Origin of the sequence: Paenibacillus sp. S28 (genome assembly GCF_016624415.1) — a bacterium.
Taxonomy (GTDB): domain Bacteria; phylum Bacillota; class Bacilli; order Paenibacillales; family Paenibacillaceae; genus Paenibacillus_AQ; species Paenibacillus_AQ favisporus.
This window is the reverse complement of record NZ_JACVTM010000010.1, coordinates 214,237-240,220: the sequence shown is the minus strand read 5'-3', so window position 1 is coordinate 240,220 and position 25,984 is coordinate 214,237. Positions and strand designations below refer to the sequence as shown.

22 protein-coding genes are annotated in these 25,984 nt (G+C 55.4%); 8 read left to right on the top strand and 14 right to left on the bottom strand.

Going from position 1 to position 25,984, the window contains the following annotated elements:
• Positions 1-242 precede the first annotated feature (242 nt).
• Positions 243-1,673 (top strand): MFS transporter, encoded by a 1,431-nt coding sequence (locus IAE55_RS23265; protein WP_234489780.1) that lies wholly within the window; start codon positions 243-245, stop codon positions 1,671-1,673.
• Between the two features lie 128 nt (positions 1,674-1,801).
• Here IAE55_RS23265 and IAE55_RS23260 read toward each other — a convergent pair whose 3' ends face one another.
• The 7 genes from IAE55_RS23260 to IAE55_RS23230 form a co-directional block, all read right to left on the bottom strand.
• Positions 1,802-2,884: a sulfate ABC transporter substrate-binding protein gene (locus IAE55_RS23260; RefSeq protein ID WP_234489779.1), complete on the bottom strand. Its 1,083-nt coding sequence runs from the start codon at positions 2,882-2,884 to the stop codon at positions 1,802-1,804.
• A gap of 200 nt (positions 2,885-3,084) precedes the next feature.
• The gene (locus IAE55_RS23255) at positions 3,085-4,149 is read right to left on the bottom strand and encodes a sulfate/molybdate ABC transporter ATP-binding protein (RefSeq protein WP_076173434.1); all 1,065 of its coding nucleotides are present in this window, start codon (positions 4,147-4,149) and stop codon (positions 3,085-3,087) included.
• Between the two features lies 1 nt (position 4,150).
• Complete coding sequence (locus tag IAE55_RS23250; protein ID WP_094595329.1) at positions 4,151-4,948, bottom strand: sulfate ABC transporter permease subunit; 798 nt, start codon at positions 4,946-4,948, stop codon at positions 4,151-4,153.
• Positions 4,945-5,760 carry a sulfate ABC transporter permease subunit CysT gene (gene cysT / locus IAE55_RS23245; RefSeq protein ID WP_145160682.1) on the bottom strand — a complete coding sequence of 272 codons (816 nt, stop codon included), beginning with the start codon at positions 5,758-5,760 and terminating at the stop codon, positions 4,945-4,947. Before cysT ends, IAE55_RS23250 begins: the two co-directional genes overlap by 4 nt.
• A gap of 323 nt (positions 5,761-6,083) precedes the next feature.
• Entirely contained in the window at positions 6,084-6,995 is a 912-nt protein-coding gene (locus IAE55_RS23240) for a DMT family transporter (protein WP_200633993.1), read from the bottom strand.
• 101 nt (positions 6,996-7,096) lie between these two features.
• Positions 7,097-8,095: an alpha/beta hydrolase gene (locus IAE55_RS23235; RefSeq protein ID WP_200633992.1), complete on the bottom strand. Its 999-nt coding sequence runs from the start codon at positions 8,093-8,095 to the stop codon at positions 7,097-7,099.
• A 36-nt stretch (positions 8,096-8,131) separates the two neighbouring features.
• Positions 8,132-9,016 carry an MBL fold metallo-hydrolase gene (locus IAE55_RS23230; protein WP_200633991.1) on the bottom strand — a complete coding sequence of 295 codons (885 nt, stop codon included), beginning with the start codon at positions 9,014-9,016 and terminating at the stop codon, positions 8,132-8,134.
• Positions 9,017-9,315: 299 nt separating this feature from the next.
• On the opposite strand from IAE55_RS23230, the gene IAE55_RS23225 reads away from it, so the two are divergent.
• Together IAE55_RS23225 and IAE55_RS23220 are read left to right on the top strand one after the other, a co-directional pair.
• Entirely contained in the window at positions 9,316-9,861 is a 546-nt protein-coding gene (locus tag IAE55_RS23225; protein ID WP_200633990.1) for a helix-turn-helix domain-containing protein, read from the top strand.
• Positions 9,862-9,987: 126 nt separating this feature from the next.
• Positions 9,988-10,389: a secondary thiamine-phosphate synthase enzyme YjbQ gene (locus tag IAE55_RS23220; RefSeq protein ID WP_089545536.1), complete on the top strand. Its 402-nt coding sequence runs from the start codon at positions 9,988-9,990 to the stop codon at positions 10,387-10,389.
• A 173-nt stretch (positions 10,390-10,562) separates the two neighbouring features.
• On the opposite strand, the gene IAE55_RS23215 is transcribed toward IAE55_RS23220, so the two are convergent.
• The 3 genes from IAE55_RS23215 to IAE55_RS23205 form a co-directional block, all read right to left on the bottom strand.
• A complete protein-coding gene (locus tag IAE55_RS23215) occupies positions 10,563-11,147 on the bottom strand; it encodes a TetR/AcrR family transcriptional regulator (protein ID WP_076173442.1) in 585 nt (194 codons plus the stop codon).
• 5 nt (positions 11,148-11,152) lie between these two features.
• Complete coding sequence (locus tag IAE55_RS23210) at positions 11,153-11,785, bottom strand: YigZ family protein (RefSeq protein ID WP_200633989.1); 633 nt, start codon at positions 11,783-11,785, stop codon at positions 11,153-11,155.
• A 107-nt stretch (positions 11,786-11,892) separates the two neighbouring features.
• Entirely contained in the window at positions 11,893-13,248 is a 1,356-nt protein-coding gene (locus tag IAE55_RS23205; RefSeq protein ID WP_200633988.1) for a glucose-6-phosphate isomerase, read from the bottom strand.
• Between the two features lie 213 nt (positions 13,249-13,461).
• Here IAE55_RS23205 and IAE55_RS23200 point away from each other — a divergent pair, with 213 nt between their 5' ends.
• On the top strand, positions 13,462-14,361 hold the full coding sequence (locus tag IAE55_RS23200; protein ID WP_105446021.1) for an NAD(P)-dependent oxidoreductase: 900 nt from the start codon (positions 13,462-13,464) through the stop codon (positions 14,359-14,361).
• A 121-nt stretch (positions 14,362-14,482) separates the two neighbouring features.
• Here the strand turns inward: IAE55_RS23200 and ppnP are convergent, their stop codons facing one another.
• Both ppnP and tkt read right to left on the bottom strand, forming a co-directional pair.
• Positions 14,483-14,800: a pyrimidine/purine nucleoside phosphorylase gene (gene ppnP / locus IAE55_RS23195; protein WP_076173446.1), complete on the bottom strand. Its 318-nt coding sequence runs from the start codon at positions 14,798-14,800 to the stop codon at positions 14,483-14,485.
• 50 nt (positions 14,801-14,850) lie between these two features.
• Positions 14,851-16,893: a transketolase gene (tkt, locus tag IAE55_RS23190; RefSeq protein ID WP_200633987.1), complete on the bottom strand. Its 2,043-nt coding sequence runs from the start codon at positions 16,891-16,893 to the stop codon at positions 14,851-14,853.
• Positions 16,894-17,329: 436 nt separating this feature from the next.
• Here tkt and IAE55_RS23185 point away from each other — a divergent pair, with 436 nt between their 5' ends.
• The 4 genes from IAE55_RS23185 (at position 17,330) to IAE55_RS23170 (ending at position 20,908) form a co-directional block, all read left to right on the top strand.
• The gene (locus tag IAE55_RS23185; protein WP_200633986.1) at positions 17,330-18,022 is read left to right on the top strand and encodes a response regulator transcription factor; all 693 of its coding nucleotides are present in this window, start codon (positions 17,330-17,332) and stop codon (positions 18,020-18,022) included.
• A 201-nt stretch (positions 18,023-18,223) separates the two neighbouring features.
• Positions 18,224-19,144, top strand: coding sequence for an ATP-binding cassette domain-containing protein (locus IAE55_RS23180; RefSeq protein ID WP_200633985.1), 921 nt, complete (start codon positions 18,224-18,226; stop codon positions 19,142-19,144).
• Complete coding sequence (locus IAE55_RS23175) at positions 19,141-19,890, top strand: ABC transporter permease (RefSeq protein WP_200633984.1); 750 nt, start codon at positions 19,141-19,143, stop codon at positions 19,888-19,890. The genes IAE55_RS23180 and IAE55_RS23175 overlap by 4 nt, the downstream gene beginning before the upstream one ends.
• An 85-nt stretch (positions 19,891-19,975) precedes the next feature.
• On the top strand, positions 19,976-20,908 hold the full coding sequence (locus IAE55_RS23170) for a sensor histidine kinase (RefSeq protein ID WP_200633983.1): 933 nt from the start codon (positions 19,976-19,978) through the stop codon (positions 20,906-20,908).
• Positions 20,909-21,052: 144 nt separating this feature from the next.
• On the opposite strand, the gene IAE55_RS23165 is transcribed toward IAE55_RS23170, so the two are convergent.
• Positions 21,053-23,992 (bottom strand): VWA domain-containing protein, encoded by a 2,940-nt coding sequence (locus IAE55_RS23165; protein WP_200633982.1) that lies wholly within the window; start codon positions 23,990-23,992, stop codon positions 21,053-21,055.
• Complete coding sequence (locus IAE55_RS23160) at positions 23,976-25,982, bottom strand: VWA domain-containing protein (protein WP_200633981.1); 2,007 nt, start codon at positions 25,980-25,982, stop codon at positions 23,976-23,978. The genes IAE55_RS23165 and IAE55_RS23160 overlap by 17 nt, the downstream gene beginning before the upstream one ends.
• Positions 25,983-25,984: the final 2 nt, after the last annotated feature.

The window sequence follows — 25,984 nt, the reverse complement described above, 5'->3', positions numbered from 1 at the left end:
TGGTGGTCATATTCCTGATTCGTTACAGCTATATAGAATGAACTCAAGAAATTCATGTTGAAGGGCTTGGATAAGCTGTTACAACAGGGGGTTCAATTCGAAACTTGAGTTCAATCTATATATGATACCATATTCGCCTTTCCGAGAGTTCTCGGTCCAGAGACCGACTTCAAAATCATACCAGCGGCGATTTTTGCCGGCCGCTTATTCGAGTACACTGAGATCAAAGCTGCGAACGACGGATGCATCAGGCACCGCTGTTAAAACTGCCCCTGACCGGCAACATGCCGGATACGGATGACCGGATGGACCGCATAATGCGGGTGCCCGGTGCCCGGGTGAAAGTCCTTCAACCATTCCAAGTTCGCCATATTTGTACCGTAAAATTTAGAAGAAACGAGGTCACCCGCATGGAGCTTTTCCGCAATGCCACATTTGTTAAAGTGTTTTTGGCCAACTTCGCATCCCAGCTTGGGTCGATGGTTGGCAGCATGGCTTTCGCCTTTTATCTCGTCGACCGCTTCAGCAGCCAGCCCGCTTACGCCACGTTAGCCGAGCTGATGTATTCTCTGCCGACGCTGGTCGTGTTCCTGTTCGTCGGGGTGCTTGCCGACCGACTCGACCGCAAACGCATCGCCGTCAACAGCGACTGGATCCGCGCGGTCCTCTCCCTGGTCCTGCTGCTGGCCATTTATGAAAACTGGATCGTCGGCGCGTTTGCCCTTCTATTTCTGCGCAGCGCCATCTCGAAGTTTTTTGCACCCGCCGAAATGAGCCTGCTCCAGGGGGTCATGAAACCCGAACAGTACGTGCAGGCCTCCAGCCTGAACATGTCCATCTCGGGCGTATTCATGCTCTTCGGCATGAGTCTCGGATCGGCAGCTTACTATTACCTCGGTATTGAAGGCGCCATTCTGATCGACATGGCCAGCTTCGTCATCTCCGCCCTGCTTCTCATGTCATGCCGTTTCCCTCAGCATGTCTCCCAGCCCAACGGCAAAGTACGCTTGAAAGACCTGAATCTGAAAAGCATCGCCGCCGACTTCGGCATGGGCTTTCAATACATCGTCCGTTCGCGCCTGCTGTTGGCGATTATTCTCGGCTTTTTCTTCTTCGGCATCGTCAACGGCGTGTTTTCGATCCTGCCCCTCTTTACGATGAAATACAAGCTTAGTCCGGAGCACTACGAGGTGTACACACCTTTGGTAATGGTATTCCTCGGGATCGGCTACCTGGTGGGCAGCGCAATCAGTACCCTGCTTATCAAAAAGATCGGTAAAGTCGGCGTGCTGATCACCGGATTGTTCCTCATCGGCATCATTACGCTGGTCGCCGGCGGTTTCAACCACATTCAGCTGTACTTGGGCACGATGGTGCTGCTCGGTGTGATCCTCGCACCGATCAACGTCGTGCTGGGCGGATGGCTGCCGGAGCTCGTCGAGCCCCAAAGCATGGGCCGTGTCAGCGCCTGGATCGAGCCGCTCAACACGACCGGCCAGGCGATCGCGCTCGGATTTCTGGCCGTCGCCTTCCCCGGCTTGGTATCGGTCACCGCACTGTACTGGATCCTGGCGGCCAGCATCTTTATCGTCAGCGTCTATTACCTCGCTGTCCTGCCTTCGCTCAGCCGCAGGCACCAGCAGCAGGAGATGAACGTAGAAATGCCCGGCTGATGGCCGGGCTTTTTTTGCAGGGTGGGGGCCGTATTTCCGTCCGCCTACTGGACATTCTTGCCGCCAAGCAAAAAAAGCAGGCCCCGCCAAGCGGTCACCTGCTTAAACACTGCTCCGATTTCTGCCACTCAAATCCCCGCTAGCACCTGGTACCACACACCCCGCTTGGAGTAGAGCGTGCTGCGCACCTCGTCCCAGCCGCCGAGGTAGTTGATATCGAACAGCCCTTTCGGCACCGGATACTTGGCCGCGTTGGCCTTCAGCACTTCGTCGTCGACAGGCCGGAAGCCGTGTGCGGCGAAGATTTCCTGCGCTTCCTTGCTCCACAGATACTTCACGAACGCCTCGGCCACTTTGGTGGTGCCGTGCTTCTTGGCAAAAGCGTCCACGACGGCAGCCGGATTCTCGATCAGGATCGTGTTCTCCGGAATGACGACGTCGTATTTGACGCCCTGCTGGATGCGCGCCAGGAGCTCATTCTCGTACGTGACGATGACGTCGCCCACGCCGTACTCGAACGCCGCCATGGACGCCCGGCCGCTCTTGTCGAGCGACTCCACGTTCTTGTGGACCTGCTTCAGGAAAGCTTTGGCCGCGGCCGGATCCTTGTGTCCCTGCTGCTCCGAAGTTTTCAGACCTGCGCCGTAAATGGCATTGATGTCCCACTGCGCCCCGCCCGAAGTTTTCGGGTTGGGGTACAGCACTTTGACTCCCGGCTTGGTCAGGTCCTGAAAATCCTTGATCCCGAGCGGGTTCCCTTCCCGCGTGCCCAGCACGACGATGGAGCGGGTGACCATGCCCTGGTCCGGATGTTTCGTCTTCCAGTCCTTATCGATGAGCCCCGCGCTGACGAGCTTATCGACGTCTCCCTCCATCGCGAGCAGGGTGACGTCGGCCTCAAAGCCGCCGGCAATCGCCCGCGCCTGGGTTCCCGACGCCTCATAGGACTCCTGGAATTTGACCGTCTGCCCGGTTTTCTCCTTCCATTCCTGCTGAAACTTCGGCAGGATGTCGGCCATCGCATCCTTCGCCACGCTGTACGCGCCGATCACCAGGGTGACGTCGCCGCCCGCTGCCGATACGGAGCCATTCACCGGCGCATCCTTGCTGCAGCCGGTAAAGACGAGAATGCAGGCCAGCAGCAGAGCGCCGAGAAGACCCGGGCGGAGTGCCGGCTTTCTATCGTGATTTTGCATCGTCTGCTTTCGCATCGTCTGCCACTCCTTTAGGATGAAACTTGCCGTGTTTGCCGCATCAGCCTGCCGGAGGGCAGGCTGGAGTTGTAATAAACGGATGATGTTCACAGAAGCGGTATTGCTGTGTCATCTCTAAATTTCGGAATTATCCGTGCTAGAGTAAGTATTTTCCGAGGTCAAATATGAGATTTCAAAGAAGCGATACTCGGATCCCTTTAAATAATGACCGGCATCGGGTCGACCTTAAGCCGGTTTTCTTCGATCCAGCTGCGCTCGTCGTTGAACAGGTACGCGCGGTGCACCAGCACCCGTACCGGCTGACCCGGCTGCAGCGTATCCTTCTCCAGCGAGCGGTACGTCATCAGCTTGTGGCTGCCGACTTCGACCTCCACCATCCACTCGCTGCCGCGGAAATGCAGATGGCGCACGATGCCTTCCTCCGTTGCAGACAGCACCCGGAATTCGTCGGGCCCGCCGACTTCGATGTACTCCGGCCGGATGAGCGCCCGGGTGCCGCTGCCCCCGGCAGCTTCCTCGAAGCCTTTCAGCTCGCGCGCATTCTCCACCACGGTGGACTCCCCGATAAAGGTCGCGACGAACGGTGTCTTCGGCTCCTTGTAAATATCCCACGGGGTGCCCTTTTGCTCCAGGCGTCCCTGATTAATGATCATGATTTCGTCGGCTACCTCGATCGCCTCGTCCTGGTCATGCGTGACGAAGATCGACGTGATGCCCACCCGCTCGATCAGCTCCCTGAGCCAGGAGCGGAGCTCCTGCCGGATCTTGGCGTCGATCGCCGCAAACGGCTCATCCAGCAGAAGCAGCTGCGGTTCCGGCGCGAGCGCACGGGCAAAGGCGACCCGCTGACGCTGCCCGCCGGATAGCTGCTGCGGATAACGCTTCTCAAAGCCCGCCAGCCCGGTCAGCTCGACCAGCTCCATAACCCGGTCCTTGATCTGCGACTTCGGCGTTTTCTTCACTTTCAGGCCAAAAGCAATATTGTCGAACACCGTCATATGCTTAAACAGCGCGTAGTTCTGAAACACAAAGCCAATGCCCCGCTCCTGCGGCGGAAGCGCGTTGACCAGCTCTCCGTGGAAGCGGATTTCCCCGCTGTCCGGCGTCTCCAGCCCTGCAAGCATCCGCAGAATCGACGTTTTGCCGCCGCCGCTCGGCCCGAGCAGACCGATCAGGTGGCCCTTTTCAATCCCAAAATGCACATCCTTTACGGCATGAAAATCACCAAAATGCTTGTTCAATCCGCGAACTTCCACATGCATATCAGCGCACTTCCCTTCTTTTTTTGGCCCATTCCATCAAGAGGAGCAGACTTACCGAAAAAGCAGCCAGAACCAGCGCAACGCTGTTGGCCGAAATGACATTGAAATTTTCCACGTCCTGGTATACCAGCGTCGTCGCCGTTTGGGTCCTGTTAATGATATTACCCGATACGACGAGCACCGCTCCGAACTCGCCAAGCGAACGCGCCACCGTCAGCACGATGCCGTAAATGACCGCCCAGCGGATCGATGGCCAGGTTACTTTCCAGAACGTTGTCCATCCGTAGGCCCCCAGCGTCGAGGCGGCTTCTTCCTGCTGAGCCCCGATTTCCTGCAGCACTGGCATCACCTCGCGCACCATGAGCGGAAAAGTGACGAACAGCGTAGCAATGACCATCCCCGGAAAGGCATATACGATTTTAAAGCCAATATCTTCGAAAAACGCCCCCACCGCGCTTCCCGGCCCCAGCAGGAGTACGATCATCAGCCCCCCAATGACGGGGGACACCGCATACGGCAGGTCGACGATGCTGTTCAGAAACCGCCGGAGCCCTCCGCTCATCCAGCTGCCGCGAACGAGATAGATGGCCATCATCATGCCGAGCAGCGTGTTCAGCACCGTCACGGTGACGACGATGAGCCCGGTCATCATCAGGGCGTGCAGCGCCTCGGGCCTTGCCAGTGCATCACCCAGACCGCCCAGCCCATCTTCAAAGGCGCCCATGACCATTTTGCCGAGGGGAGCGATCAGCAGCAGGAAAAAGACCAGGTATGTCAGCGTAATCCACAGTTTCTTCATGCTCTCTTCCCCTTCGTCTGCACAAAATTCACGACCCAGAGTATGACAAAAGACAGCGTCAGCAGCAGAATCGACACGGCAGCAGCCCCGGCAGTATTGTCGCTCTCAACCTCTCCGTAGATAAACACGGAAGCGATCAGCGTTCGGCCCGGAATGTTGCCGGCGACGAGCACCACGGCCCCAAACTCCGCCAGCGCCCGGGAGAAGGCCAGCATTCCTCCGCTGAGCATGCCCGGCAGCATGGACGGCAGCACGACTTTGAAAAAGATTTTGGTGCCCGAAGCCCCCAGTGTCCGCGCCGCCTCCTCCTCGGAAGGATCGATTTCCTCCAGCAGCGGCTGCACCGCGCGGATGACGAAAGGAAACGTGACGAACACCATGGCAATGACGATCGCCGGCTGATGGAACACGATTTCAAAGCCGAGCGCTTCGGCGGCTCCGCCGATCAGGCTGCCCGGTCCGAGCAGAAGCAGAATCATGAGGCCCCCGACCGCGGTCGGCAGGGCAAACGGGAGATCCACCAGACTGTTCAGCAGCGATCTGCCCGGAAAACGGTAGCGGACGATCACCCAGCCGATCATCGTACCGATCAAAACGTTAATCATCGTGGCCACAAGGGCCAATTTCAGCGTAAGGAGCACGGATTTCCAGGCAATCGGGTCTTTCACGCTTTCCGCAAAAGCGCTCCATCCCAGCGAGAACGAATGATAATACACTCCCAGCAAAGGGAGCACGACCAGCAGTACAAAATAAAGAAGAACGGTGCTTCGAAAACCCCAGGTCCAGCCTTTATGTCGCAGCAGTGTATTCACTTGACCCCTCCCTGCCTCCGGGAATCGGCCCGGTCGGCGCTTGACGATTGATGATTTCCATTATAGATTAAATTATTCCTATTTGACTACTTGGTTTTTACTTATCAGTACTTTACCAAAAACTGTCTCACACCGTCAATACAAAAATAGATTTATTTCCAGTCTCCGTTTACGCCGCAAAGAAAAGAGCCTGCACGAGTGCAGGCCCTGCATTTTTCAGTCCAAAACATTCGATCCGTTCCGGGGCAAAGTCAAGGTCTAACCGTAATGATCCTTTGCCTCATCGAGACCGTCTGCGATGGAATTCCCAGCACTCCTCTCTGTTATCGCTTCACCACGGACATATGGAGTTGATCGGCATGCGAAGTTCTTTTCGAACGTCTTTGGAAGGTTGCCAGGATGACGCCGCAAATAATCAACCCCGAACCCGCAACTTGCATGTAGCTGATCGGCGTACCTAGAATGAAGTAGCCTGACACCATCGCAACAAATGGCTGCAAATTCAGAAACAGGGACGCGGTCGCGGCACCTACCTGACGAATTTGAGCGTTCCAGACGACGGCGCATAATCCTTGGATAAGCAGCGCGGATCCAATTAAGACAAGCCACCATCCATAGTGTGGACGAATCTCAGCATGCGGTTCGCTCCAGATCGATACCGGGAATACCGCAATACACCCCAGCATCGTAGAGTAGGTCGTTGCTACAAGCGGTTCGATGCGCTCTGTCAGCTTTTTCATGAGAATGACAGACCCTGAAAATGCCAGCATGCAAATCAGCATCCATCCAATCCCGGACGAGATGCGAAGCATGAAACCTGCGCCATTCGCCACAACGAAGAAGACCCCGGCAAAGGCGACGACCGACCCCATCGTCATCCGAAGCGTAAACGATTCCTTCAGAAACAAGCGGGCAAACAGCGCAGTGCAAATCGGTGATAACGATAATATCAATGAAGCGGTCGTCGCATCGACCGTGCGCAGCCCCGTAAAGAAGGAGACTTGATGCAGCAGCATTCCCACTAGAGCATACGGTATGAAGTACACGGCATCCCGCAGTGTAACCCGGACCCATCGCCGGGTTCCTATTAAATAAACGAGCAGGAACACCGAGGAGACGGCAAGCCGATAGGCCGATAGATGCAGCGCAGGAAATGCTTGCAGCAAAAGCGAGCCCAGTACGAAGTTGCTACCGTAGAGTGATGCGCAAAACAATAGAAGCAGATAGGATCGCAAACGATTCGCCTTCTTTCAAAAAAGTGGGTACGAAAAAAGCCTGCGGCAGCATGCCGCAGGCCTCGTTTTAGGCATATGAAACGTTGGGCACTGCACCCGGGTTATTTCGCCGGGATGTACGATTCATCCAGGAAGCCGCGGATCGCTTGAAAAGCCTGCATCCTGTTCTTCTCCAGCAGCACCATGTGCGTTCCTTCCCCAATCTCTACCCAGCGGCGATAAACGGCGCCGGTCAGTGACGTGAAAAAGTTTTGCGCCAAATCAAGAGGCACATCGATGTCCCATTCTGCGTGAACAAGAAGGACAGGCACCGTGATCTCCTTGGGCTCATAAAAAGCTCTGTTAGCCGTCCAGTATTCACGGATGTCCAGAATCGGCCCATTGGTCGCCCGAATATGTCCCGGATGGACGCTTTGGCTTCCCGGATCGGAAGCTAACGTCGCTTCGGTCCATTGTTCGAACCAGCCTTCCGGAATCAGATCGCCGCGTTTATCTTCAGGGGCGGCGCTTAACCAGCGTTCCTTCGTGCTTCCGACCGGGACGAGACGATAGGAGCCGAGCGGACCTCCGTTATCGATAGGGACCGGTTTCGTGCTCAGCCACTGAGGCGCAACAAGAATAAGCTTGTTTACTTTGTCGTTGTTTCGGCTCGTATACGCCCCGGCGACCGTTCCTCCCCAGGACATTCCCAGAATGTTGACCTTCGATAAGTTCCGATGTTTTAAAACAAAGTCTACCGCCGAGCCCAGGTCGCGAATCCCGGTTTCCGTGCGAACCAGCGGAGGGTTGGAGTCAGCGGGCTGCTCCATCTCAGGGGGTCTCGTCGAGCCTCCATAGCCGCGTACATCCACGGCATACACGTCGTAACCATGACTTGCCAAATAGTCCAAGAACGTGAAACCATCCAATTCAACGTCATACAAACTACCAATCGGATATGTGGCACCGTGAACCATGACAATCGTTTTCTCGTTCGTGAACGTGTTCATGGAAGCCGGACGTTTGTTGCGTACATATAGTTTGATTCCTGGCGTATCGCTGGGGATACGATGGTCTTCGGTCAAAATCGGTATATCGTGCCTAAAATCGTTTGTCGTCATGTTGTCAGCACCTTTCAATGTGATTAGGTAAATTTATTAGATGAATTCCCATTTGAATCCGTTGCCGTCACGAGTCACGTACCCCGCAGAACTCCCCGGAAAATGGGTACTGAAATAAATGATGGGCCGATCCGCGACATAATCCAATACCCTGCGCCGGGAAACGCGTGCTTGTTCCGTGAATTCGCAATACATGGAATTCCACTCGGGATGATATACCTGAAACGGATGGTGCATCACGTCAGCACCGAACAAAGCTTCTTCTCCGCCGGACGTGAGGCTGATCGACATCTGACCGATGCTATGGCCGGGAGTCGGAATAAATTTGAACATGTCGAGGAACTCTCCCCCCTCGGGAGGGATCGTCTTAATCATTCCAGCTTCGACGACAGGCAAAACGCTCTCTTCGTATGCGTTAAAGTTAGGTTCGTTTTCTTTATTATGGCTGGACGGGCTGGAGTAATATTGTTGTTCCGAAAGCGGAAATACATAGGTGGCGTTCGGGAACGTCGGTACCCAATTACCGCCTGCAAGCCTTGTATTCCAGCCGACATGATCCACATGCAAATGCGTCAACAGGACATAGTCCACATCTTCCGGCGTAACCCCTGCCTCCAGGAGACGATCAAGATACGGCAGCTTTAGATTGGACAATTCCGGATTATACGGAAGATTTTTATCGTTTCCCGTCGCGGTATCAATAAGGATCGTATGGTCCGGAGTCTTCACGACCCAAGTTCCAATACTAACGACAAGTTGAGAATCCCCGTCGATTAGCCCGGCAGGCAGGATATTCCGATTCTTTTCCAGAAACGCCGGGTCCCACGAGCCCGCAAAATAAACTTCCGGCGGGACGCCGCTCAGCGTCATTTCCGTGACACGGGTTACGGTTGCGTCGCCTACTTTATAGACTTTGTTCATTTGAAATCCTCCGGTTTTCTTTCTAAATCGTAGATCGTTCGAGACAACTATTGTAATGGGATCTGAAAGCACCCCAAAAATTTCGCTCAATATGGAAATGGTTGAAAGAATTCGTAAATACCCGGGTATGAGACTGAACATCAACCTTGATATAATAGTAGTTCTTAACCCCTGATATTTCAACGGTTTTACAGCGTAATTCGCTCTGCTTCAAAGTGCTTGATACCACTGCAAATATCCGCTATGATACACATAAAAATTACGTTCACAGCGAAATTTTCAGGTGAGGAGGACTTCAGATGAATTCAATCGGCGATACCATTCGAAATACGAGAAAAAAACAAAATTTGACGCTCAAAGAGGTTTCCACCATGGCCTCCATCTCTTTGTCTTTTCTCAGTGAAATCGAACGCGACAAAGTGAATCCATCCCTAAGCGTTCTCAAGCGTATAGCAAACGCTCTGGGTGTGAATTTTACCGATCTGTTTGGCGAGGAGAAACGAAGCATCGTCATCAGAAAAAACGAACGAAAACCTCTCGTTCACTCCGAGGGTTCCAGAATAACTTGGTATGCTCTCAGTCATGGAAGCGGCAATAAGATGGGACCGATTTGGGGAGTTCTCGAAAAAGGCGCAACATCAGGGGATGTAGGCGTTGGCCATCCCGAAGGGGAGGAGTTTCTTTTTATCCATACCGGACGATTGGAGTTCATCCTTGGAAATGAACGGTTCACGCTTGAAGAAGGCGACAGCATTTATTACGATGCCCGAACGCCGCATAGTTACAAAAATATCGCCGAGGGGGAGACGCTGCTGATTGCCGTTCCCTCTCCAGCTACCTTCTAGATTAACTTTATCCTGTGGAGGAATAGGCCAGCCCGTTCATTGTGCTTACGGCACAGCAGCTGTATCATAGGCTTATGACATGTCCAATATCAGGTAAAATCCACTTTAGGAAAGGAGACATACAACATGCTGCATACCCTGGAATTAAGTACAGCGTCACGGGACGAAATGAGGGATATTACCCGCGAGATTATCTCGCTGGTTCATCAGAGCGGGGTCAAGGAGGGAACGGTGCTGATTTACTGCCCGCACACGACCGCCGGCATCGCCATTAATGAAAACGCCGATCCGGACGTGAAGCATGATGTGCTGCTGCGTTTGGATGAGGTATATCCGTGGGAGCATCCGAAATACCGCCACGCCGAAGGCAACACGGCTTCCCATTTGAAGTCGATCACCTGCGGACCTTCGCAGACCGTGATCATTACGGAAGGTGAGCTGCTGCTCGGACGCTGGCAGGGGATTTATTTTTGCGAGTTCGACGGGCCGCGCCGCAGACAATACCATGTAAAAATTATGGAGGGATAAGGAAGCCCGCCGTATCCCCAAAAGCAGGCATGACAAAACAGGTGTCGGGGTGTGAGGCATTTCTGCATGCCCTCCCCTTCACCTTATTTTCTTCAGCTGCGCTCACACTCACCACAGCATTTATACGTTGGCGCAATACCAATTCACCGTTATAAAGTAAGTACCTAAAAAAATTACCGCAGACTGCGGCAGCATATCTTCACATGCGTGATGGCCGCGGGTTTGATCTCCTCAAAAGTCACGCGATCCTGGATGTAATACGATATGAATCCGTGCATGGACAAAAATAACGTTAACGGCAGATTGCGGCAATGATCGGGGCCGTGCTCCTCCTCGTTCATATAACGGCGCACCATGGAGGCAAACAATTCGAAGCAGCGCCCCTGCTCAGAACGGCAGTAGGACAGCAGTTCTTCGTCCCGGATCATGAACATGATCTCGTACTGATAAGGATGGTCCAGGCCGAAACGGATGAACTCCAGCATGAGCTGTTCCACCTTGGTCAAGTCCTGGGTCGGAGCGACCTTGAGCACCTTATTCAGCTGTACAGCGAGATTGTTGAAATCCTCAACCACGATGGCGTAGAACAATTCTGCCTTTTCCTTGAAATGATAGTATAAGGAACCATGACTGTAACCTAAATGCTGACCAATACTGCGCATAGAAATGGCCCGGTATCCCTTGGTCACAAACAAATGCCTGGCCGCTTCCAGAATCCTCTCCCTCGACAACTCCTGTTCCACTGCTCTTCTTGCCATAGACCTTATTCCCCTTCAATAAAATAAAGCTTTTCGCCCTCCGTAATCAGGGATTGCCCCTGCGTCAAATCCACCATCCACGACATAAACGTCTCCGCTTCACGGTCTTTCGGCAGGCACGTCAGCCGCACCTTATCCGTAAACACCGTTTCCCCCATTCGGACCTCACGGCCCCGGAGCTCGTTCTCGACCTTCCCCAGCCAGGTATAGTCGATTTCTACAAAAATCTCGCGGTGAAGCACGCGTGTGATCGCTTCCCCCGCTTCAATCGCCGCCACAGCACCGTCCGTGTATGCCCGGATCAGTCCTCCCGCCCCCAGCATGATGCCGCCGAAGTACCGGGTCACGACGATCGCCACATTTTTCAACCCTTGATTGCGGATTACCTCGAGAATCGGCTTGCCGGCCGTTCCGCTCGGCTCCCCGTCATCCGACTGCTTCTGGATTTCATCCCTCTCCCCGATCATGTAGGCGGAGCAGTTATGGGTGGCGTTCCAGTGCAGCTTCTTGATCTCTTCAATAAAAGCGTTTGCATCATCTTCGCTGTCCACCGGTTTCACATGGCCGATAAAACGGGACTTCTTAATGACAATTTCCTTGGATCCCGCCCCCCGGACGGTTCGATAGCGATCAATCATGTTCATGCCCTTTCTTATTTGCCAAGAAAGCAGTCCCCCGCTGTTGATTAACCGGTGAACTGCTTCCCTAGCTTTGTATGTCTATTCAAAAGTTGCTGATGTTATTCTTATTCAGACAGTCTTGCTTCCAGCTTCGCTTTTTCTTCCTCATAGCCCGGTTTGCCGAGCAAAGCGAACATGTTCTTCTTATAGGCTTCCACGCCAGGCTGGTCAAACGGATTGACGCCAAGCAGATAGCCGCTGATACCGCACGCCTTTTCAAAGAAGTACACCAGATATCCGAAGGAATACGGAGTCATATCCGGCACGGTTACGATCAGGTTAGGAACCTGTCCGTCTGTATGTGCCAACATCGTGCCTTGGAAGGCCTTTTTGTTGACGAAATCCATCGTTTTGCCAGCCAGGAAGTTCAGGCCGTCCAAATCGTCCGGATCGCTCTCGATCGTAATTTGCTTCGCTACATTCTCTACCTGGATGACCGTTTCGAAAATGTTGCGGCTGCCTTCCTGAACGAATTGTCCCATGGAGTGCAGATCGGTCGAGAAGTCGACGGATGCCGGATAAATGCCTTTGTAGTCCTTGCCTTCGCTTTCGCCGTACAGCTGTTTCCACCACTCGGATACGAAGTGAAGAGAAGGTTCGTAGTTCACGAGAATCTCAATGGCTTTGCCTTTGCGGTACAGTGCGTTACGCACGGCAGCGTATTGGTAGCTGAGGTTCTCATGCACGTTCGGGTTGCTGAATTCCTTGGAAGCGTCAGCGGCACCCTGCATCATCTCTTCGATGTTGATTCCGGCAGTAGCAATTGGCAGCAGGCCAACTGCAGTCAGTACGGAATATCTTCCGCCCACGTCATCCGGAATGATAAAGGACTCATAGCCTTCTTCATTCGCGAGCTTCTTGAGGGCTCCTCTTTCCTTGTCAGTTGTTGCATAAATGCGCTTGCGGGCTTCTTCCTTGCCGTATTTCTTCTCCAGCTCGGCTTTGAAAATACGGAATGCAATCGCAGGCTCCGTCGTTGTGCCGGACTTGGAAATGACGTTCACGGAGAAGTCCTTGCCTTCGATCAGATCGAGCAAATGCGCCACATAAGTGGAGCTAATGTTGTTGCCGGCGAAATAGATCTCAGGCGTCTTACGCTTGTCCTTTGGTAATACATTATAGAAGGAATGGGACAGAGCTTCAATCGCCGCGCGTGCGCCGAGGTAAGATCCGCCGATTCCGATGACGATCAGAACGTCAGAATCGCTTTGGATTTTCGCTGCTGCTTTTTGGATGCGTGCAAATTCTTCCTTGTCGTATTGGGTAGGAAGATCGATCCATCCCAAGAAGTCAGAACCTACGCCTGTCTTGTTATGAAGCTGCTCGTGAGCGAGTCGGATCGGCTCTGCCAGATAATCCACTTCGTGCTGACCGATAAAGGAGAGCGCCTTACTGTAATCGAAATTTAATTTGGTAGACATATCTAATGTAAACCTCCTAGTTTGGCTTCATCTCTATTCTATTTACGCTCCGAAAAAAACAGCTTTAGAATAGGATACTGTAATTTGACTGCATTTGGCAAGGACAATATGAAGCTTATCCACCCACAATTTCACTTCTCCCCCCATGGATTGTCGCATGGCCTCATGGTAAACTTAATGAATGCTTATATCTCACAGGAAAAGGTGATTCTCATGAAAAAAATAGGCTTCATCGGACTGGGCACCATGGGAGCGCCCATGGCTTCCAATTTGTTAAAACAAGGTTACGAGGTAACCGTCTATAACCGCACGGCTTCCAAGGCCGAAGCGCTTGTCCGGGAAGGCGCGTCCCAAGCCGCCACTCCTGCCGAAGCGGCCTCAGGACAGGATGCGGTCATCACGATGGTCAGCAATGACGATTCCATCCGCGAGGTGTTTTACGGCGAAGATGGCATTCTGAAAACGCTGGCTCAAGGTACCACCGTCATTGACAGCAGCACCATTTCCCCGGGGCTCGTCAAAGAGCTGGCCGCCGAGGTTCACAAGCTCGGAGCCTATTTCCTCGACGCACCGGTTACCGGCAGCAAGCCGGCGGCCATCGACGGCACACTCGTGTTTATGGTCGGCGGAGAAGCTTCCGTGCTGGAAGCCGCATCCGGCCTGTTTGATACGCTGGGCAAGAAGGTCATCCATATGGGACCAAGCGGCAGCGGTTCCGTTGCCAAGCTTGCCCATAACACGATGGTCGGCATCAACAACCTGGCCTTGGCGGAAGGCTTCGCCATCGCCGCCAAATCCGGCATTCCTGCGGACAGCTTCCTCGAGCTGGTGCAGCTCGGTTCGGCCGGCAGCAAGGCCGCGGACCTGAAAGGCCGGAAGATCATCGACCACGACTTCAGCAACCAGTTCTCCCTTGCGCTGATGCTCAAAGACCTGAAGCTTGCCTCCTCCCTCACCGACGCCACTGGCGTACCGTCCCCGATGCTGAACCTGGCAAAAAGCCTGTTTCAAGCCGGGCAGACGCAGGGCTTCGGAGATGAGGACCTGTCCGCTGTCGTCAAATGCTATGAAGCATGGATCGGACAGACGATCGGCGGCAAGCCGCTGCAATAATGGACAGGCTCCTTCCATATACAGCCATAGGTTGAATGGAACGGCTCCAAATTATGCAGAAAAATGAGTTTACCGGAGAGAAAAGGGTAAGTCCGCCAGATGACGGACTTACCCTTTTTCGTTACTCCGCCGGGTAGGAGCAGCAGTAATCGGTTACGCTGAACACTTCCAGAGCGAATTTGGAATGGGCAGGCACGTGAAACGTGTGTGCTCCCTGAATTTCTTGCCAGGATTCTTCACCGGGAAGAAGGACCTTCAGGTGGCCGGACAGGATCTCCATAATTTCAGGACCGTCCGTCCCAAATTCATACGTGCCCGGAAGCATGATTCCGAGCGTAACCTTGCTACCATCTTCCAGAATGACGGTGCGGCTGGTCACCTGGCCGTCATAATAGACGTTGGCTGCTTTGACGATGGTGGCATTGCTGAACTGCGACATGTGCTCACTGCTCCTTTTGAACTCAAAATATGAATTAAACGGCTATGACCTTACAGCAGCCCTTTGACACGGCTGACTACATTGTCCACCGTAAATCCGTATTCTTCAATGACGCGGTTACCAGGAGCGGATGCGCCAAAGATGGAGATGCCGAGAATGTCGCCTTTGTCGCCGACATAGCGTTCCCAACCGAATGGCGAAGCCATTTCGATGGCAAGACGCGCTTTGACGTCAGGCAGCAGGACGGAATCTTTGTAAGCTTGATCTTGTTTTTCGAACAGATCCCAGCTTGGCATGCTGATGACGCGAACTTCGATGCCCTCTTTGGACAGCGCTTCGGCAGCTTTCACAGCCAGCTGTACTTCGGAACCCGTTGCGATGATTTGCGCTTGAGGTTTGCCGTTCTTCGCGTCAGCTACTACATAAGCACCGCGCTTGATGCCTTCGCGTGCGCCCTCAGCCGTAGCGGCCAGGATTGGCAGGTTTTGGCGCGTCAATACGAGCGCTACCGGGTTCTCTTTATTTTCAACGGTGTAAGCCCAGGCAGCCGATGTTTCGTTGGCGTCAGCCGGACGGATCACAGTCAATCCAGGAATGATGCGCAGCGATGCCAGCTGTTCGATCGGTTCATGGGTAGGACCGTCTTCACCAACAGCAATACTGTCATGAGTCAGAACATAAGTGACAGGCAGCTTCATGATCGAAGCCAGACGAACCGCCGGACGCAGGTAGTCGGTAAATACGAAGAACGTACCGCCGAATACTTTCAGTCCGCCATGCAGCGTCATGCCGTTCATCACTGCAGCCATCGCGAATTCGCGTACGCCGAAGTAGATGTTGCGGCCTTCGCGGCTGTCAGGGGTGAAGTTAGCCAGGTTGTTCAGGTGAGTCATCGTGGAGCTTTCCAAGTCGGCGGATCCGCCCAGCAGCTGTGGTACGCCGCCTGTAAGACCGTTCAGGGCGTTACCGGAAGCAACGCGTGTCGATACAGCTTTGTCTTCCACGGAATACTTCGGAAGGTCTTTATCCCATCCTTCAGCAAGGTCGCCGACAACAGCCTTTTCGAATTGAGCGGCCAGTTCAGGATAAGCTTTCTTGTAAGCTTCGAACTGCTCATTCCATTCTTTGTTGACTTTCACGCCGTGTTCTTTCACTTTCGCGAAATGAGCGCGAACTTCTTCAGGCACGTAGAAGTCTTCTTCGTATACCCATTTGTAGAATTCTTTGGTCAGCTTGGCTTCTTCCGCACCCAGCGGGGATCCGTGAGTACCGCCATGGCCGCCTTTACCTTGTTTGTTCGGGCTTCCGTAACCGATGACGGTTTTCACTTCGATCAGGGTCGGTTTGCTCGTTTCGGCTTGCGCTTCCGCAATGGCTTTCTCGATGGCCGGAAGATCGTTGCCGTCTTCCACGCGCAGCACTTGCCATCCGTATGCTTCGAAACGCTTTTGTACGTTTTCGGAGAAGGACAGGTTAAGTTTACCGTCGAGGGAAATGTCATTGGAATCGTACAGCATGATCAGCTTGCCGAGCTGTTGATGGCCCGCCAAAGAAGCAGCCTCATGCGAGATACCTTCCATCAGGTCGCCGTCGCCGCAGATCGCGTACGTATAGTGGTCAACCACTTTGTAGTTGTCTTTGTTGTAAGTTGCAGCCAGCTGAGCTTCAGCCATTGCCATACCAACGGCCATAGCCACGCCTTGTCCAAGAGGACCTGTCGTTGCGTCAACACCAGCGGTGTGACCGAACTCTGGGTGACCTGGAGTCAGGCTTCCCCATTGACGGAATTGTTTCAGTTCTTCCATTGGAAGATCGTATCCGCTCAGGTGAAGCAAGCTGTACAGCAGCATAGAGCCGTGCCCAGCGGAGAGAACAAAACGATCGCGGTTAATCCAGGTCGGATTCTCCGGATTGTGGTTCATCGTCTTTGCGAACAGCTGGTATCCCATTGGTGCAGAGCCCATCGGCATACCCGGATGTCCGGAGTTTGCTTTCTCGATCGCATCGATCGCGAGGGTACGGATCGTCGTAATCGACAGATTATCGATGGTCGCGTTCTCGGCCTTGTCAATCGCTTGATTCTTGTCAGTCATGGTTATCCTCCTCAGTATTTCTGGGAAATTAACATGAAGCGGGCACACTTGAAAGCACGGAAAAACCCGGCGGCTTAGAAGAACATCCGCTTGAATGTTTCATTTTGACTTATTATAACACTTGCCTTTCTTCTTTTCCATAACCTTTATCACCATTCCCCATGAAGAAGGTCATTATGCGGAGCAAAACTGATCGGATGACGGGGCAGCAGATCCCGGTCGAAGCCAAGAGCCGAGCGGGATTGGGCGAAGTCTCGCCTGCCCTCCGTCTGGCAATAGTTTCAAACATTTTTCATGTACCACTGCGGGTTGACGCGTCTTCCATCTATGACCCGCACGGTCCGGTCCTGAAACAGCAAAAACCATTGGAAACAGCCGTTTCTTCGAGTATGATAGTTCGTAACTCAACTGCATGTAACCGAGGTGAAAACGTCAAATGAACGGAAATACGCACATTCTGGTCGTGGAGGACGACAACGACATCAGCGGCCTGCTCTGCAGTATCGTCCGCCGCAGCGGATATACCGCACAGCCCGCCTTTTCCGGGACCGAGGCCGTCCTTTATTTGAAGCAGCAGCCATGGGACATGGTCCTTCTGGATTTGATGCTTCCCGGCTTATCCGGCGAGGAAGTACTGAACGAAGCTCGGGAACACGGCGCTCCGCCGGTAATGATCATTTCAGCCAAGGGCGACCAGTCCGGAAAGATCGCCGCCCTCCGCGGCGGTGCCGACGACTATATCACGAAGCCGTTCGACATCGAGGAAGTATCTGCACGCATCGACTCGCATCTTAGACGGGTCCATCGTGCCGCGAACTCCGCCAAGCCGGTCATCTATTCGCATAAAAATTTGCTGCTCGACCCGGAAGCCAAAACCGTCCACGCCGACGGCGAGCCGATTTCCCTGACCGCCCGCGAATTCGATATCCTTCATCTGCTCATGGCATCGCCCAAAAAGGTATTTTCCAAATCCAATCTGTATGAAAGCATCTGGGGCGAGGAGTTTCTCGGGGATGACAATACCGTCAACGTACATATGAGCAATCTGCGCAGCAAACTGGCCAAGGCTTGCCCCGGCGAGGAATGGATCGAAACCGTGTGGGGCATCGGCTACCGGCTGAAGCCGTGAGAAGCTGGTGGAGCTTAGGTCCGCTGCCTTTCAGGGCTGTACAGCCGCATCCTTCAACAACATAGCGTTATCCGCTGCAGTCTTGTACCGGCCGCAGTCGCCTCTTCAGACTTAAGCCTTTCTTAAGAATTGTCTTAAACTTCTCTTACGCTTTCCGGAATACACTGAGCCTATCACTGGAGGGAGGCTGATGAGAAAATCATGAGCGAATATGTTCTTCGCACCACCAATCTCACCAAAACGTTCAAAAACGGCATCGCTTTGGATAAGGTGAATCTCTCGATCAAACGGGGGTCCATTTACGGATTCATTGGGCAAAACGGAGCCGGCAAATCCACGCTCATCCGCATCGTCGCGGGGCTGGCCTTTCCGACGGAAGGCTCGGTGGAGCTGTTCGGATACAGCGGTCCAGCGGAAACAAACGAGGCGCGCAAACGCATCGGATCCATCATTGAAAGCCCGGCGCTGTTCCCGCAAATGACGGCGGAGGAGAACGTCGAGGCCAACCGGCTTCTGCGGGGCATTCCCGGAAAAGATATCGTCAAGCGATCGCTCGAACTGGTGGGCCTGGAAGGGACCGGTCGGAAAAAGGCGAAAAACTTCTCGCTGGGCATGAAGCAGCGTCTGGGCCTGGCGATCGCCCTGCTGGGTGATCCGGAGTTTCTCATTCTGGACGAGCCTACCAATGGGCTTGACCCTATGGGCGTCGTCGAAATGCGCGAGCTGCTCAAGCGGCTGAACCAGGAACGGCGGATCACCATCCTGATTTCCAGCCATATTTTAAGCGAGCTGCATCTGCTGGCCACCCATTACGGCATCATTCACCGCGGCGTCCTGCTCGAGGAACTGACGGCCAAGGAACTGCAGGAGAAATGCCGGCAGTTCATTCATATCAAAGTCAACGACCCTGCCGCGGCGGCATCGGTCCTGCAGAACCGTCTGGACACCACGGAATTCGAGGTCATGCCGGACGGGTCCATCCAGCTCTACGATCATTTGGAGCATCCCGGGCGCGTATCGACCACACTCGCCGCATCCGGCCTGGAGATCGAGCAGTTTATGCCGAAAGGCGAAGACCTGGAGACGTTTTTCACGAAACGGATCGGAGGTGTGCAGCCATGAGCAACGTCATCAAAGCGGAATGGTTCAAGCTGCGCAAGGACCTCTCGTTCCGGACCCTGCTCCTGTGCATTACGGCGGCCGCCATCGTGTATCCCCTGCTCGTCATCATGGACCATACCGCCGGCGAGCCGGAAGTCACGAGCCTGGAGTTTATGCAAAATGTGTTGGCCGGCAACGCCTATGTGCTGAAATTTTCCGCCGCCCTGCTGGCCGGTTTCTTTATTTCCAGCGAATATTCGACCGGCGTCATGAAATGCATCGCCTCTTCCGGCAACAGCCGGATCCGGCTGTTCGCCGCAAAGCTGCTGGTCTTCACCGTTGGTACGGCCTTGCTTGCGCTCGCCCTGCCGGTGGTAGCGACAGCCGTGATGGTGATCGCTAATGGGGACGCGGGATCGTTACCGCTGCCTTTTGTACTGCGAGCCCTGGGATTTACCGTCCTCTATGCGGCCGGATTTGCCGGCATTGCCGCCTTGTTTTCCACCTTGCTGACCGACAGCGGCAAATCGATCGGCTTCCTGTTTATCCTGTTCCTGCTGGCCGATTCCCTGTTCGCCGGAGCCGGCGGATACATTCCTTTCATCGGCACGCTGTACGACTACTCTGTCTTCCAGCTGGTCAACAACGTGCCGCTCCTGGAACGAAGCGGTGGACAGCTCAGCGCCATGGTCGTGGTTCCGGTCGTTTGGTTCCTGATGTTTGGAGCTTTGGGCATTCTGGCCTTCCGGAAGAAGGAGATTAAGTAAGAAGCAACCCCATACAAACAATGAGCTGCAAGGTAGTGAATCTATTTTCGTGGGAAACCATCTAATCAAAGGAGGCGGACACACGATGCTCTACTTCACCATTGTCGCTCTCGCCGTAATTGCTCTGCTCGTCGTCCGCCTCCTGCGGATGCGCAGGGAACTTCGGCGGGTAACCGCCCAGTTGAAGAGCTACAACGAAGGCAGATCGGGCAAAAAAACCGATTTGTCCTATTACGAAAAAGATCTTGAATCGCTTGCGGCTGAAATCAACCGTCTGATCGACCGGGTGACCGAGAGCGGCGCCCTGCAGCGCCGAACGGAAAACGAGCTGAAGCAGGCGATCGCCAACATGTCCCATGATATCCGCACGCCGCTGACGTCGATCTTCGGCTATATTCAGCTGCTTGAGGCCGAGGACCTCAGTCCCGAAGAAAAGCATGCCTACTTAAGTGTGATCAAACACCGTTCGCAGCGTCTGCAGGCGCTGCTGAACGATTTTTTCGAGCTGTCCGTGATCGAGTCCACCGATTACGAGCTGAAGCCGGCGCGCATCCGTTTCGTCCCGGTGCTGCAAGACGTGATCATGAGCCTGTACGACCAGTTCACCGACTGCAGTATCACCCCATTCCTGGAGTTTCCTGAAGAGGAGATCATCGGGTTTGCGGATGAGTCGGCCGTCAAACGGGTCATCGAAAACTTGCTGCTCAATACGATCAAACACACGCGCGGCGAAGTCGGCATCGGGCTGAAGCGGCAAAATAACGAGGCGGTGCTGGTCATCCGCAATGATGCCCCGCATCTCGCCGGCACCGATCCCTCCCTGCTGTTTGACCGGTTCTATACAGCCGACCAAACGCGCTCCGGTAAAGGGACCGGCCTCGGACTGTCCATCGCCCGCAGCCTGATGGAGAAGATGGGCGGCCGGCTGTCCGCCGAGCTGAGCGGGAACGTGCTGACGATGACATGCCGCTGGGAGCTTACCACCGGCGGGAATTCGCAGGGAGCGTCGATCATCTAAACGAAGATGTTATAAATTGAAAATTCACTGTAATTGAAAATCCATATGAAAAAGAACCCCTTGGAATGGCATTCACTGGCGGGCCTCAGCCCTCCTGCCTCCAAGGGGTTCTTTGGTTTGAGTAAAGTTGGCGCGGTCCGCGCCCTAGCGCGGGTTCCGCTTGCGCGCGGCCAGCAGGCGGTCCATCGCTGCGGACCGCTCTTCCTCCGGCTGCGGCGGGCTTTGCGCCGCAGCTTCCTTGCCCGGCCCGGCCTCCGGCGGCCGGGCTGTTGGCGCCCCGCGCGGCGGCGAAGGCGAAGCCGCCGGGCGGGACGCCCCCGAAGCCGGACGCTCCGCTCCGGCTTCCTGCGGGCTGCGCCCGCTGGCGCCGGCCGCGCCACGCTCCGCGCGCGCCTGCGGCGCCTGTACCGGCGGCCCGGCAGAGCGGCCGCCGTAGAAGGCGGCGGTGCGCTGCTTGCGCGCCGCCAGCCGGCCCAGGCCGGCGTCCGGGGCCTCCGCCCCGCCGGCCGGTGCTTGCCGCCGCCGCAGGATGGCGGCGGCCCGCGCAGCGATGGCGCCCCATGGAAGCGCCAGGCGGCGGACGGCAATGTCCGCCACCCACAGCACCAGGGCCGCCGCAAGCAGCGCATAGCTCCAATCATGGAGCTGGCGGCTCGGCTTGGCTTTGGCGGCAAATACCTGCTCCGGATGGTCTATCGACAGCATCCGGCCGCCGGTCAGCTCAGCCAATCGCTGAAGCCCCTGATCCGAATTCCCGTCCGCAATCCGGTATTCCGGAGAGTAAGGGACGACCAGCCCGGTGCCGGGCGCAGCCGGCTTGCCACTGCCATCGAGCAGCGTCATCAGATACGAACCGGACTGGTCCACCGGCAGCTCTCCGGTATAGCTTCCCGGCGCCTCCTGAACGAGATCCACCTTATGCTCCTGCAGGTCATCCCCGGTAATGACGGCCTGCAGTTGATCCGTGCCAGCCGTATCCGATTTGACTTCAAAACGGACCCGGTTCCCCTCGATCTGCGTGCTTACCTCATACGGGGAAGCCGTAAACTGTGGGAAGGTCCACTTTACCATCTGGGTCACGACATTGGAGAAGGCGGGCCAAGCTACCCAGTCCTTCGACCATTTGCCCATCAGGTCGCTCGTCCAGGCGACGGTTCGGCCGGATCCGTACTGCCACCTCGCCAGCAGCGGGTCGGGCTCCGGACTGGTCAGCACCGTCTGCGCCCCCTGCTTCGGCGTGGTGGCGACATAGCCGTAAACTTGCGGCACACCGTTTTCGAACAAAGACGTCCAATCCCCGCCGTTTTGTAGTGCCGGCACAAACGGCTTATCAACGATGTAGGACTTGGACATCATCGCGGCTTCGCGGCTGAAAATCGACGGTATCGACGAAGCGTCATCCACAAAATAGTATCGGCCCTTGGCCTCATCCGCCAGCGACTGCAGCAGATTGACGTCCGCGTCCATTCCGACTGCAACCGTGGACATCGTGATTTTGCCGCCCTTCATTTGCTCGATCAAATCGCTGTATCCGCCGTTTCCGGCCGACTGTCCGTCGGTCATCAGAATGATATGCTTCCGCTGGGCCTTGACCTTCAGCATTTCCTCCACGGCGGACGCTGCAGCCGGGTAAATATCGGTCCCGCCATCGCTTTGGATGGATTGGATCTGTGAGATGACATCCTCCTTGCCGTTCGCCAGGGGCTGAGGGGTCACGACCCACCACGGCTGGGAATCAAAGGCGAGCACGCCGACCGTATCCTTGGATCTCAGCATTTCCACCGTACGGATCGCAGCTTCCTTGGCGAGCTCCATTTTGTCCCCGCTCATGCTGCCCGAACGGTCAATGACCAGGATCAGACCGAGGGACGGGATCTCCCGCTTGCCCTCCAGCTCCATGGAAACGGGGAGCAGCTTTTCGATCGGCGTCTTGAAATAGCCGCCCATGCCGTAGCTGTCCTCGCCACCGGCCATCATAAAGCCGACCCCGTAGGTGCGGACCGCCTGTTCGATCATGGCCATCCGCCGCTCGCCCACCTGGTCACCGGAAACGTTGTTAAAAATGATGGAGTCATACGCTGCATATTTCGCCGGCTCCAGCGGCAGAACACTCGGATCGATCCGCTCGTACTGCACCAGGCCCGATGAGAGGGCCGACGCAAGATTGGCCGCGTTTCCCTTCTCGCCTTCCACGATCAGCACCTTGGGCGGACCTTCCACCCGGGTAAAGGCATATCCCGCATTGTTGGCCGACTGGCGGTCGCCGTCCATGAAAATTTCGGCACGGTAGCGGTGAAGCCCCGTTTTTTTCGCCAGCCCCTTCACGGCGTACCGATTGTCTCCCGGGGTCACGTCCACCGACTCGCGGCCGATCTCGGCGTTGTCTTCATACAGCCGGAGCTCACCCTTGCCTTTATAAGTGCTCCGCACCAGCACTTCAATATAATAGGACTCTGCTTGGTAGAGCTTCTCCGGGACTTTGACTTCCTCCACGGAGACGTCCTGCTGTTCGGACGAGGGCATCTCCAGCACGTCAACCGGGATGCCCTGGTCCTTCAACAGCCGTCCGGCCGACAGCATGCTGCCGACATTCTCCTCCCCGTCGGTGATCAGGACGATCCGGGAATCCGAGCGGCTGTCCAGCATGCTCCCGGAGAGCATCATGCCGGCTTCCAGATTCGTGTATTCCCGCTTCAGGTCCGCATTCAGCCGAAGGGAGCCCGGGAGCTCATGGGTCTCTTTTTGCTCAACAGCCGCGTCCAGACCTGTGGATACCACCGCGATGGTGTCCTTCGCTTCCTTGCCTTTGGCCGATTGTCCAATAAACGCTTCGGCGCTTTCCGTGTCCGTCATGCTCATCGAGCGGTCAACGACATATACGACCTTCTTTTGGTGCAATACAGTATAAGATTGCAATCCGGACAGCATCAGCACGAGCAGCAGCAGGATCACGGAACGGATGGCGATCGCCCAGGTCTTGCGGCGGCCGGCCAGGCGAAAGTCCGATTTGTACGCATACACCATCAGAAGCGCCAGCGGAAGGAGCAAGAGCAGCAGCCAAGGGTGATTAAATTGAACGCCCACGCTGGTACACCCCCCATTCGGTCACGATCATCAGCAGTACGACGGCGGCGGCCAACCACATGAGCGAGTAGCGGCTTTGACCGATTTTCCCATCCGTTCCCGGATTCCCTGCCTGTTCTCCGGCACCTGCCTCAGCCCTGCCTGTATCGTCTTGGCCCGATTTCAAAACAACCGGTTTAGAGGAGGCAAAGGTCCCCTCAAAAGGATCGGCAGCCGCCTCCACCAGATAGCTGGTGGTGTTCCCCTGACTGTTTCGCTCTTCAAAAGCATACAATCCGGGTACTTGCGGCGCCGTCTGCAGGGAGGATATCGCCCGCTCCCGTTTTTGCACCTCCGGAACCGGCGCTCCCGCACCAGGCACCCCGGTATGCTGCACCTTCCATTCCGCTTGCTCCGCATCCGCTGCGATCGGCACCTCCATGCCCGATCCGGCTGTTACCCTGCCGAGACCCATACCTTCGCCTTCGTTCAGCCAAGAAACCGCGTTATGGACGAGGATCGGAAATTCCGCCGATAGCGGCAGATCCGTGTCCTGCAGCCGGAACAGAAACGACAGCCGCGGATGTCCCGCTTCCTTGCCTGCATATATGGCCGGCGTACCGCCGATCATCACCAGCGGCTCGGCCCAGGCCGGCAGCGGTTCCTTGTGCAGCTCGCCCACGTAGAGGCCTCTCAGCGTGATGTACCGGTTCACCGGATGATCGGATACTTTAGGCTCCTGACCGTTCACCTTGATTTCCGGACCGCTGCCGCCGATCGACCACAGCGGGGTCTCTTCAAGCAGCTGCTTCCAGGAACCTTCCTTCGTAAAAGCAGGCGGCTGCCCGTCAACAACGATCAAATCCGGCGGATCCTTGGGAATCTGTGGAACAGACGCAGTGTTCCCTGAATCCGCCGTTTTCGCGGAATTGCTGGATGCCGCCTCTTCCGTTGTCATCCGGGTCACCTGCGCTCCGGTCAGCTGCAGCGCCTTTTCCAGAAACAGATTGCCCGGCGTCAGCAGCAGAATGCTCGGCTCCCGGCTGCTTTTCCCAAAAGCGTAAGCTGCGTTGTCGGCGGCATATCCGTCATCGCCATCCAGCTCAATCCGGTACACGTCAGCCGGCGGCAGAGACTGCAGAACCAGTGTGGCGCTGTGCCGGGCAAGATCGGCCGATTCGGTACGCAGCAGCTTGTTGTCCCCATAAATGCGTATATCGACCGGCGCATCCCATGTCCCGCTCGAGCCGAGCACGGCCACCGCATCATTACCTTCCTTGCCCTGCTGAATGCCAAACTGCTGGATGCCGGCATTTTTCACCGGACCGTTTCCAACCAGGACAGTGTGTGCAGGAACTTCAAACGTCACCTGGTCGCTGGCGCCCTTCCATTCGCCGTCCGTAAAAAGAACAACCTCCGCGTTCTGCTCCTCCCGCGTAAGCGCAGAGGCCAGCGACAGCGTCTCATTATACGCCGCCTGACCGTAGTAAGGCGTGAGACCGTCGATCGCATCCTGAATGCGCTTCGTATCCTTTTCCCGGGAAATGATCACGTCGGGCTCGGATTTCATGCTGAGCAGGGTAACCTCGCTGCCGCGGGCATGCTTCTTCACGTACTGCTTCATCTCGGATTTCATTCGTTCGATCCGCGTCTCCTGCGGATCCTGGGAAGACTGTTCTGCATTGCCGGCCGGCGGCGCCGCTATTGCACCCATGCTCCCGGATGTATCGGCAACGAAGACGATATGCCCTCCACTATTTCCGGATACCCACAGATAAGGCTGCAGCAGGGCAAAAACGAGCAGCGCGGCGGCAAGCAGCTGCAGCCACAGCAGCAGACGATTTTGCAGCTTCTGCCACGGGCGGTTGGCTTCGATATTTTTCAGCACCCGGTCCCACAGCAGGTGGCTGGGCACAGTGGTGTCTATAAACTTGCGTTTGAGCAAATACATCAGCAGAATCGCCGGTATGCTGAGCGCAAACCACAGCCCTGCCCATGAACCGATTCCCACAA